Genomic DNA, 9,723 nt, shown 5'->3' on the forward strand with positions numbered 1-9,723 from the left:
TCCGCAGAAATCGCGCCTGTGATATATCGGAACGCACCGGGCTCCAACTGCTTTCCCGCTGCCGGGCGTTACCGCGTGTCACGCAACGTGAAGCGCGCCGCGCCGCCCGCCGGAACCGATCCGGCCATGCCACGTTGTCTCCGCCGAAGGGGTAGAACCAACTCTCGAAGGAGAACGGACATGCACAAGATTCTTGTAGCGGGCGCGGCGCTCGCCCTCCTCGGCGCGACGGCGGTCCATGCCGACGACAAAAACGATGCGGCGCTCGGCATGGGCACCGGCGCTGCCGCCGGCGCGGTTGCCGGCGGCGTCGTGGGCGGCCCGATCGGGCCGCGGTTGGCGGCATCGTCGGCATGGCGATCGGCGGCGAGGCGGCCGTTCCGAACGACGCCCGTGTCTATGTCGCCGGAAAATCCGGCGCCGCCGGTCGTGCTGGACGGCGAGCTAACCGCCGAGACGCGCTTTGACGATACCGTGGTGCTGACGCCGATCCCGGACCATCCAGACCTCGCCTATGTCTATATAGACAACCGCCCGGTCATCGTGCGCACAGATAGCCGCCAGGTGGTCTATGCGCCGGCGGTGGAAGCGACGACGACCGGCAGTGTCCTGCCGGATGTGCCCGAAAGCACGATCACCTATGGGTCGAGCGCCACCCGATCGATCGGTCGTGCTCGAAGGTCCGGTCGAAGCCGGCATCGTCATCCCGGAAACCGTGCAGATCGTCGAGATTCCGGAAAGCGCGGCCTATGGCTACATCTATGTCGAGGACCGTCCGGTCCTGGTCGACCGCGGCTCGCGCGAAGTGATCTGGGTCCGCTGACACCGACAGGAAAGTGATGTTTCCGAGCCCTCCGCGTTCCGCGCGGGGGGCTTCGGCTGTCGGCGACCCTGTCCCGCGCGCCGCGTCACCTGCGGGGCGCCTCGCTCGTCAGGCTCTTTTCTCGAAGCCGCCGGGTTCGGGCAGCGGCGTCGGGCCGATATAGACAGCCATTGTGCCCGCCCGCATCTTCGCGTGCCGCCGGCAGATTTCCGCATAGGCGTCCGCCGCCCGCGCCGTTCGCCTGTAGGTCACCTCCGTCTCACTCCTGCCGACGATCTCCACATCGGAGAAGAACGTCGACGTCGGCTGGAAGAGCGCCAGATAGAGCGTCCGGAAGACGTTGACGTGACAGTCCGGGCCAAAGGCGATGCGGATGCGCTCGTGCAGGTCCGTATCCTCGCTGACGCTGATATTGTCGAAATACCCGACCTTCCCGAGGATATCGCGCCGCGGGAACATCATGGAAATGACGCATTCCATGATGCGCTTGTCGTTTATGCGGATGCGCCGTCCCTCGCCGTTGACCCGGACATAGTTGCAGGTGACCAGCTTCAGGCGCGGATGCCGCCGGAAGGCGTCGATCTGCGCCTCTATGCGGATGGGCAGGCTGGTGTCGTCGCCGTCCTGGAACGTCACGTAGTCGCCCGTTGCCGCTTCCATCCCGCGATTGCGGCTGGCGCCCGTGCCGACATGGACCGGATTGGCAAGGAACAGGATGCGGTCGTCCTCCCGCGCCAGCCTCTCGATAATCCCCGTGGAGGCGTCTTCGCTCGCATCGTCCACCACGATGATCTCGAGGTTGCGATGCGTCTGCATGAGAAGGCTGCGGATCGACTTCTCGATCGTCGCGGCATTGTTGCGCGTCGCGACGACGACGGTGACGAGCGGCTCTCCGGCGCGAGAGAAGTTTCTTGCGGAAGAAGCGGTAGGGCCAGGGCTCGACGAGCGTCTGCGGGTCGGCGAGCGCAACCGACATGGGAGCCCTTGCGGTCGATAGCCCTATAGGCGGAGACCACGGCATGGCGCAGGCCCGGAACAGGGATCATCTCCAGCCATTTCAACGGATGCCGCCTGAACCGCCTGAACACCCGACCGTCTCCATTTCCGCGTGCGCCGGATGCCGATTATAGCGATCTGCCGGGCGATGGAATCGCCAAGCTCTCTCACTGGCCGGTGGCCGTTATCGCGGTGTTCTCGACCGAGCTACCGAAACGCCGCCATTGCTCGTCGTAGTTCTTGCGGGTGACCGGGTCGAAGACGGCGATGGGGGTGGAGACGGCGATGCTGGCGGCGCTTCCCACGGTCTGCGCCGTGCCGAGCGCCACCGCGCCCAGCCGATCGGCGAAGCCGACCTCAGATCCGTCACGGTCTGGCCCTGGATCAGGCGATTGCCGATGAGGCGCACGACCTCGGGCTTTCGGCGAACTTGCCGTGGTTCAGGTTGTCGCCGGTCTTCAGGGCGGTGAGGTCGAGGACGGTGATGCCCTGCCGCTCCAGGAGCGACCGGTAGGGCTCCTCCGCCGGATTGATCTGGCCGAGCCGGTCGACATTGCCGGAGATGCGGCGCGACAGCGTCGGCGCGCGGTCGTCGCGCGAGACGAAGATGGTGAATTTCGGCTTGTCCTTGCCGAGCGCGCGAAGCTGCTGGCCGAAGACATCGACGTCGAGGTCCGGCGAGGCGAGGATCACCTGCTGGATCTTGGCCGGCACCTTGCCGTCGCGGATCGCCATCTGGCGCAGGGTCTCCACCGCGAGCCACGTCCCCATGGAATGGGCCATGATGGTGATCTCGCCGACGTCGCGGGTGTCGATGGCGGCGCGCAGCAGGTCCTCCAGCGCGTCGCGCGAATAGTTGGTTCTTTCCTTGTCGTAGGAATAGTCGAAGATGCTGGCGCGCGACGGCCAGGTGAAGATCACCGGCGCGGCATCCGCCTTGGAATCGTGGACGATCTGGGCGAAGCGATAGACGGCATCCTCGTAGCGGTTGTTGAACCCGTGAACGAAGACCAGCACGCGCCGGTTCTTCGGCAGGTGGCCGGCAAGCCATGTCCGCCCCGCCGCCGCGTCCGCGACCGTCTTCACGCTGACCGTCGAGAATTCCTTCAGCGGGTCGGCGGGAAGCTTGGCCGGCCATTGCACCTGCCCGACCTTGCGCTTCAGATCCGGCGGGATGGACACGACGATGTCGCGCAGCACCAGGCCGGAGCCGCGCTCGCCGGAGAAGAGAACGCCGGGTTCCTGCGAGGGCGCGCGCGTCGTGGCGACGAGAAGGTCGACGGTCGAGACGCCGGCCGGCGCCTCGCCGCTCGGCACAAGCACGCCTTCCGGCCGGCCGGCGCAGCCCGCCAGCGCCATGGTCCCGACAAGCAAGGCGGCACGCAGCATGCGCGGCATCCGGCGGATCGTCATGTCCCGCGTCATTCCGCTTCCTCTTTTCCGGCGTCCGGACGCCGCCTGTTCAAACCTGTTCGGACCTGCTTAGCGGAATGGCGCCGGCTTTTGAAGGGCATACGGGCACGGCCGGCGCGATATCGCCGCCAGCGCGGCGAAGATGTCACGTCGGGCTCGCGGGCGCGGAGGACATCATGCGGCCTCGGCCGACGTCTATGACGTTCTGCATGGCGCGGCGCGCGCCCTCCTCGTCGCGGCGGCGGATTTCCTCGACGATGCGCATGTGGCTCGCCGCGACGTCGCCGATCTTGATGCGGTCGGTGGCGGGCGAGCTGAGGCGGAAGACGCCGGCAAGCGCCGCCTCGATGAGACTGCCGACGGTGCGCATGAAGGGTTGCGCGAGGCCTCCATCACGCTCAGGTGAAAACGCAGGTCGGCGCGCGCAGCGTCTCGCGCGTGTGGCCCAGATCGCCCATGGCGACGGCGAGATGCATCATCTGATTGATGTCGGCCTCCGTCGCGTGACGGGCGGCAGGGCGGCGGCATGCGGCTCGAAGCCGAAGCGGATCTCGCTCAGGTGCAGGAGAAAATCCTCGTCGACGCCGACGGCGAAGTGCCAGGTCAGGATATCGCCGTCGAAGAGGTTCCATTGCGCCTTGGGCGTGACGCGGGTGCCGATGCGCGCGCGCGGCACCACCAGCCCCTTGGCCGCCAGCGTCTTCATGGCCTCGCGCAGGACGGTGCGGGAGACGCCGAAGCGGGCCTCCAGCTCGGCATCGCCGGGCAGCGTCGCGCCGACCGGGAACTCGCCGGCGGCGATCGCCTGGCCGAGTTGGTTGACGACCTGCCAGTGGCTGGTGCGCGCCATGCCGCCCTGCATCACCGTCTCCAGCAGTCCCCGCCGGCGCACCATGGGTCACCTCCGCCGCGCGGCGCGCGCGCCCAGGGCCGGCCCGCTGGAGGGTGGAGACGGTCAGGCATGACGCCGCCTTCGATCCGTGACGTGGATCAGGCCCTTCTGGAACAAGGATGAAGGCGAAGAGCAGCAGGCCGATCAGGATCTTCGTCCACCAGCTCGACAGCGAGCCGTCGAAGGTGATGTAGGTCTGGATGAGGCCCTGGATGAGGATGCCGACCAGCGTCCCGGCGACGAAGCCGGAGCCGCCGGTGAGGAGTGTGCCGCCGATGACCACGGCCGCAATGGCGTCGAGCTCCACGCCGACGGTGGCGAGCGAGTAGCCGGCGGAGGTGTAAAGCGAGAAGACGATGCCAGAAAGGCCCGCGAGGAAGCCGGACAGCGCATAGATCGCCACCGTCGTCCGGCCGATCGGCACGCCCATCAGCCGCGCCGTCGCCGTGCCGCCGCCGAGTGCATAGACGTTCGCCCCGAAGCGGGTGCGGTGTGCGATGAGGATGCCGGCGGCGAAGACGACAAGCATCAGCCCGCCGATCAGCGTGATGCGCCCGCCGCCCGGCAGCTTGTAATAGACGCTCTTCAGCGTGGCGTAGAACGGATGCTTGATCGGGATGGAATCGATCGACAGCACGAAGGCCATGCCGCGTGCCAGGAACATGCCGGCGAGCGTGACGATGAAGGGCGGCATTTCCAGATGGTGGATGATCGCCCCCATCAGCGCGCCGAAGGCCGTGGTGACGGCAAGCGCCAGCGCGAAGGCGGCGAGCGGATGGATCGCCGTCGACTGGAGCAGCACCGCGAGGAAGACACCGGTGAAGGCGATGACCGCGCCGATGGACAGGTCGATGCCGCCCGACAGGATGACGAAGGTCATGCCGACGGCGGCGATGCCAGGAAGGCGTTGTCGGTCAGGAGGTTGCCGATGACCCGCGTCGACAGCATGTTCGGATATTGGAGCACGCAGACGGCATAGGCGACGACGAAGATCGCGACGGTGGCGGCGAGCGGGAGATAGCGCGGGTTCATTTCGCCTCCTGCCCCGTGCCGGAGCCCGCCGCGCGCGAGCGCGAGAACCAGGCGAAGGCCACTTTGGCGCGCGGCGACTGGATCACCAGGATCAGCACGATGATGGCGGCCTTGATGATGAGGTTGAATTCCGGCGGGAAGCCCGAGAGCAGGATGCCGGTATTGATGGACTGGATGATCATGGCGCCGAGCAGCGAGGCGGCGATGCTGAAGCGGCCGCCCAGCAGCGAGGTGCCGCCGACGACCACCGCGAGGATGGCGTCGAGCTCCAGCCAGAGGCCGGCATTGTTGGCGTCGGCGCCCCTGATGTCGGCGGCGGCGATGATGCCGGCGATGGCGGCGCAGAGCCGGACAGCACGTAGGCGGCGATCAGCAGCACGCCGGTGGAGACGCCCGACAGCGTCGAGGCGCGCCGGTTGATGCCGAGCGCCTCGATGAGCATGCCGAGCGCGGTGCGCCGCACCAGGAGCGCCACGATGAGGCCGAAGACGAGCCAGATCACCACCGGCATGGGCAGGCCGAGGAAGGGGCCGCTGCCGATGAAGATGAGGCCCGGATGGTTGAAGGTGAGGATCGCGCCCTCGGTGATGAGCTGGGCGATGCCGCGCCCCGCGACCATCAGCACCAGCGTGGCGATGATCGGCTGGATGTCGAGGACGGCGACGAGGATGCCGTTCCACAGGCCGCAGAGGACGCCGGTGCCGAGCGTGATCAGGAGCGTGGCGGCCAGCGAATGGCCGGCGGTGATGAAGGCGGCGGCGACCGCCCCGCAGATCGCCATGACGGCGCCGACCGACAGGTCGATGCCCTTGGTAGCGATCACCACGGTCATGCCGATCGCCAGCAGCGCCACCGGCGCGCCGCGGTTGAGGATGTCGATGAGGCTGCCGTAAAGTCGGCCGTTCTGCATTTCGAGCCGGAAGAAGCCCGGAAAGGTGATCGACACCATGAACAGGATGACGGCGGGCGCGGCCACCTGCGGAAACAGCCGGACGGCATAGGCCTTGAGGGTTCCCGTCATGACGCGCTCCTTTCGCCGGAGGCGGCGATCACCTCGACGATATCGGCCGTCGTCACGCGCTCGCCGGCGAGCTCGGCGACATGGGCGCGGTCGCGCAGCACGATGACGCGGCTGGAATAGGCGACGAGTTCCCTCCAGCTCGCTGGAGATGACGATGATCGCGACATGCCGTTCTGCGCGCAGCGTCGATGAGACGATAGATCTCCGCCTTCGCGCCGACGTCGATGCCGCGCGTCGGCTCGTCGAGGATGAGGATTCGGATTGGTCGCGAGCAGACGGGCGAGAGATCACCTTCTGCTGGTTGCCGCCCGACAGCAGCGCCGACGCTGATGTCGCTGCCGGCCGTGCGGATGACGAGCGCCTTGACCGCCTGGCGCGCCCGCTCCTGCTCGCTGTGGCTCAACGGACGCGCCCCGCCCGCCTTGGCGTCCTGCGAGATCACGCCGATATTGATGTTGTCGCGTCATCGACATGTCGACGAAAAGGCCGTGCACCTTGCGGTCCTCGGTGAGATAGGCGAATCGCCCGCGTCGAGCGCGTCGCGGGGCGCGGCGAGGTCGAGCGGCCTGCCGTTCCGCCTCCGCCGAGCCGTTGTCCGCCGCTCGGCGCCGTAGATCAGCTCGCGCCAGCTCCGTGCGCCCCGAGCCGACGAGGCCGGCGATGCCGAGCACCTCGCCGCCCGCACGTCGAGGTCGAAGGGGCAATGTGCACCGGCACGGCCGTCGCCCACGCCCTTGACGGAGAGCACCGCGGGCGCTGGCCGCCACGCTGCCGGTGCTCCTTCTTGCTCACCTCGCTGTCGAGCTCGCGCCCGACCATCATGGCGATGAGCTTGTTCGGCGCGGCGGACGCGGTCTCGAGCGTGCCGACATAGGTGGCCGTCGCGCAGCACGCTGACACGGTCGATCTGGTAGATCTCCTCCATGCGGTGGCTGATGTAGATGATGGCGATGCCGTCGGCCTTGAGCGCAGGCGATGACGTCGGAAGAGCTTCGCCCTCTTGCGCGTCGAAAGCTCGTGGTCGGCTCGTCCATGACGATGATGCGGGCACCTTGGTGAGTGAGCGCGCGGGCGATCTCCACCATCTGCTGCTCGGCGACCGATAGGCTGGCCAGCTCCGCCGTCGACGTCGATGGCGATACCGTATGCTGCTTGAGGATCGCGCCGGCGCGCCGGTTCATCTCGGCGGGCGGTCGGTGACGCCGTAGCGGCGACGGCTCGGCGGCCGAGGAAGATGTTTTCGCGCCACCGTCAGGTTCGGCGCCAGCAGGTTGACCTCCTGATAGATGACGTGCCTATGCCGAGGTCCTGCGCCTTCAGCGGGTCGCCGAGCGATCGACTCGGCTCGCCGTCGATCAGGACACCGAGCCGCCGGGATCGGCCGTATAGGCGCCCGACAGGATCTTCATCAGCGTCGACTTGCCGGCGCCGTTCTCGCCCATCAGCGCATGCACCTCGCCGCGCCGCGAAAAATCGACCCGGTTGAGCGCCCGGGCGCCCGGGAAGATCTTGTCGATCCCCGTCGCCGCGAGAACGTAGGAACTGTCCGGCTGCATGATCCGCCCCCGAATGAGTTTGACCGTCCCGCCCGGCACGCGGACGGGGACGGCTACACGCGTCCCGCATCCGCGAAGGGATGGGACAGGAGAGGTCGGTGGCGGGTACTTCTTCTCCTCGTAGACCTTCATCGGGTCGTCAGCCTGGGTGTAGAGCTTCGATTCCGTCGCGGATCCATTTCGCCGGCGCCGTGCCGTCCTTGCGATAGGCGTCGAGGGCGTCGAAGGCGGGGCCGGCCATGTTCGGGTCAGTTCGACCGTGGCGTTCGCCTCGCCGGCGGCCATGGCCTCGAAGATGTCCGGCACGGCGTCGATGGAGACGACGAGGATGTCCGTGCCCGGCTTCAGGCCGGCTTCCTTGATCGCCTGGATGGCGCCGACGGCCATATCGTTATGGGCGTAGAGGGCACAGATGTTCTTGCCGCCGTCTTCCGCCTTCAGGAAGCTTTCCATGACTTCCTTGCCCTTGGTGCGGGTGAAGTCGCCGGTCTGGCTGCGGACGATCTTCAGGGTGTCCTTGCCTTCCAGCGCCTGCTCGAAGCCCTTCTTGCGGTCGATGGCGGGCGAGGAGCCCGTCGTGCCCTGGAGCTCGACGATGTTGCAGGGCTTGCCGGCGACGGTGTCGGCCAGCCATTTGCCGGCGACGTTGCCCTCGTGCACGAGGTCGGGTCACGGCCGTCGGGTAGAGGTCATCCGAGGCGTCGACCGTGCGGTCGAGCAGCGCGACCGGGATCTCGGCATCCTTGGCTTCCTGGAGCACCTCGTCCCAGCCGGTCGCGACGACGGGCGCGAAGGATCGCGTCCACGCCCTGCGCGATGAAGGAACGCAGCGCCTTGATCTGGTTTTCCTGCTTCTGCTGCGCGTCGGCGAACTTCAGGTCGATGCCGCGCTGCTCAGCCTGCTGCTTCGTCAGCGTGGTCTCGGCGGCGCCGTAGTTCGAACCGATCTGCGAGAACCCCACGGTCATGTCGGCGGCGGACGCAGCGCTGAACATCGAGGCAGCAAGGATCGTGGCACTCGCGAGTGCGACTTTGAATTTCATGATTTCCTCCCAAACAAAGCTGCTCCTCAGCAGCCCATCCAAAACATCATATTGTATTACTTTTGTAAACCGTCAAAATCGCGAACGGCGGTTTTTGGAGAAAAGGGGAGCGGGAGGACGGAACGGTCACGGACGGATCGGGGCCTGCGAATCGCTGGTTGCGCTCCACGCGAAAAGCCCCGCCCCACCCTCTTCCGTCATCCTCCGGCCCCGTGCCGAGGATCTGCACACGTCAATAAAACAGGTGAGTTGGCAGATGCTCGGGACAGGCCCGAGCATGACGAGAGAGGTTGTCGGACTTTCGTCGGTGGCCGTCAGGCGCTACCCAATGTATGCGACGGCGCCCCGCCCAGCCCTCTTCCGTCATCCTCGGCCCCCGTGCCGAGGATCCGCATACGCTCAAGAAAACAGGTGGGTCGGCAGATGCTCGGGACAGGCCCGAGCATGACGAGGAGAGGTTGTCGGACTTTCGTCGGTAGCCGGCGCTCACAATGCTATCGACGGCGCACGCCCAGCCCTCTTCCGTCATCCTCGGCCTCCGTGCCAAGGATCCGTGCACGCTCAACAAAACGGGGTGAGCCGGCAGATGCAGGACAGGCCCGAGCATGACGAGGGAGAGGTTGTCGGACTTTCGTCGGTGGCCGTCAGGCGCTCGCAATGTATCGACGGCGCCCGCCCAGCCCTCTTCCGTCATCCTCGGCCCCGTGCCGAGGATCGCATACGCTCCAAGAAAACAGGTGGGTCGGCAGATGCGCAGGACAGGCCCGAGCATGACGAAAGCGGTGGTTCAGGCCGTTATCGGGGCCGTCAGAGGTCAGGCACCCGCGACGGTCAATGGCCGACCGACGACACCATGACGGCGTCGCCGTTCTCGATGGAGACCCAGCGGCCCGCGTGGAAGCTCGCCTGCCGCTTGAGATAGCGGTAGGGCGTCGTCGTCCACAACT

The 9,723-nt window shown here is 67.0% G+C and carries 11 protein-coding genes and 2 pseudogenes; 1 reads left to right on the top strand and 12 read right to left on the bottom strand.

What is annotated here, in order from left to right; translation table 11 throughout:
• The first annotated feature begins 180 nt into the window (after positions 1-180).
• Positions 181-840 carry a hypothetical protein gene (locus tag AAFL97_RS00930; protein ID WP_341643336.1) on the top strand — a complete coding sequence of 220 codons (660 nt, stop codon included), beginning with the start codon at positions 181-183 and terminating at the stop codon, positions 838-840.
• A 91-nt stretch (positions 841-931) separates the two neighbouring features.
• Here AAFL97_RS00930 and AAFL97_RS00935 read toward each other — a convergent pair whose 3' ends face one another.
• The 12 genes and pseudogenes from AAFL97_RS00935 to AAFL97_RS24510 all read right to left on the bottom strand — a co-directional run bounded on the left by AAFL97_RS00935 (position 932) and on the right by AAFL97_RS24510 (position 9,721).
• Positions 932-1,792: a glycosyltransferase family 2 protein gene (locus AAFL97_RS00935; RefSeq protein ID WP_341643337.1), complete on the bottom strand. Its 861-nt coding sequence runs from the start codon at positions 1,790-1,792 to the stop codon at positions 932-934.
• Positions 1,793-1,986: 194 nt separating this feature from the next.
• A complete protein-coding gene (locus AAFL97_RS00940) occupies positions 1,987-2,124 on the bottom strand; it encodes a hypothetical protein (protein WP_341643338.1) in 138 nt (45 codons plus the stop codon).
• Between the two features lie 79 nt (positions 2,125-2,203).
• Positions 2,204-3,208 (bottom strand): alpha/beta hydrolase, encoded by a 1,005-nt coding sequence (locus AAFL97_RS00945; protein WP_341643339.1) that lies wholly within the window; start codon positions 3,206-3,208, stop codon positions 2,204-2,206.
• Positions 3,209-3,377: 169 nt separating this feature from the next.
• Positions 3,378-3,602, bottom strand: a complete 225-nt coding sequence (locus AAFL97_RS00950; RefSeq protein ID WP_341643340.1) for an FCD domain-containing protein — start codon at positions 3,600-3,602, stop codon at positions 3,378-3,380.
• Positions 3,603-3,630: 28 nt separating this feature from the next.
• Entirely contained in the window at positions 3,631-5,004 is a 1,374-nt protein-coding gene (yjfF, locus tag AAFL97_RS00955; protein ID WP_341643341.1) for a galactofuranose ABC transporter, permease protein YjfF, read from the bottom strand.
• On the bottom strand, positions 5,001-5,156 hold the full coding sequence (locus AAFL97_RS00960; protein ID WP_341643342.1) for a hypothetical protein: 156 nt from the start codon (positions 5,154-5,156) through the stop codon (positions 5,001-5,003). The genes yjfF and AAFL97_RS00960 overlap by 4 nt, the downstream gene beginning before the upstream one ends.
• Positions 5,153-6,177: pseudogene (locus tag AAFL97_RS00965) on the bottom strand (ABC transporter permease). Before AAFL97_RS00965 ends, AAFL97_RS00960 begins: the two are co-directional and overlap by 4 nt.
• Positions 6,174-6,344 (bottom strand): hypothetical protein, encoded by a 171-nt coding sequence (locus AAFL97_RS00970; RefSeq protein WP_341643343.1) that lies wholly within the window; start codon positions 6,342-6,344, stop codon positions 6,174-6,176. Before AAFL97_RS00970 ends, AAFL97_RS00965 begins: the two are co-directional and overlap by 4 nt.
• A 651-nt stretch (positions 6,345-6,995) precedes the next feature.
• Positions 6,996-7,364, bottom strand: a pseudogene (locus AAFL97_RS24505) (hypothetical protein); the annotation flags it as partial.
• Positions 7,365-7,532: 168 nt separating this feature from the next.
• Complete coding sequence (locus AAFL97_RS00975) at positions 7,533-8,393, bottom strand: substrate-binding domain-containing protein (protein WP_341643344.1); 861 nt, start codon at positions 8,391-8,393, stop codon at positions 7,533-7,535.
• Between the two features lie 29 nt (positions 8,394-8,422).
• Positions 8,423-8,776, bottom strand: coding sequence for a hypothetical protein (locus AAFL97_RS00980; RefSeq protein ID WP_341643345.1), 354 nt, complete (start codon positions 8,774-8,776; stop codon positions 8,423-8,425).
• Positions 8,777-9,607: 831 nt separating this feature from the next.
• Positions 9,608-9,721, bottom strand: a complete 114-nt coding sequence (locus tag AAFL97_RS24510; RefSeq protein WP_445954456.1) for a transglutaminase-like cysteine peptidase — start codon at positions 9,719-9,721, stop codon at positions 9,608-9,610.
• Positions 9,722-9,723 lie beyond the last annotated feature (2 nt).

This window comes from Thauera sp. SDU_THAU2 (assembly GCF_038260575.1).
In the GTDB taxonomy this organism is placed as follows: Bacteria; Pseudomonadota; Gammaproteobacteria; order Burkholderiales; family Rhodocyclaceae; genus Thauera.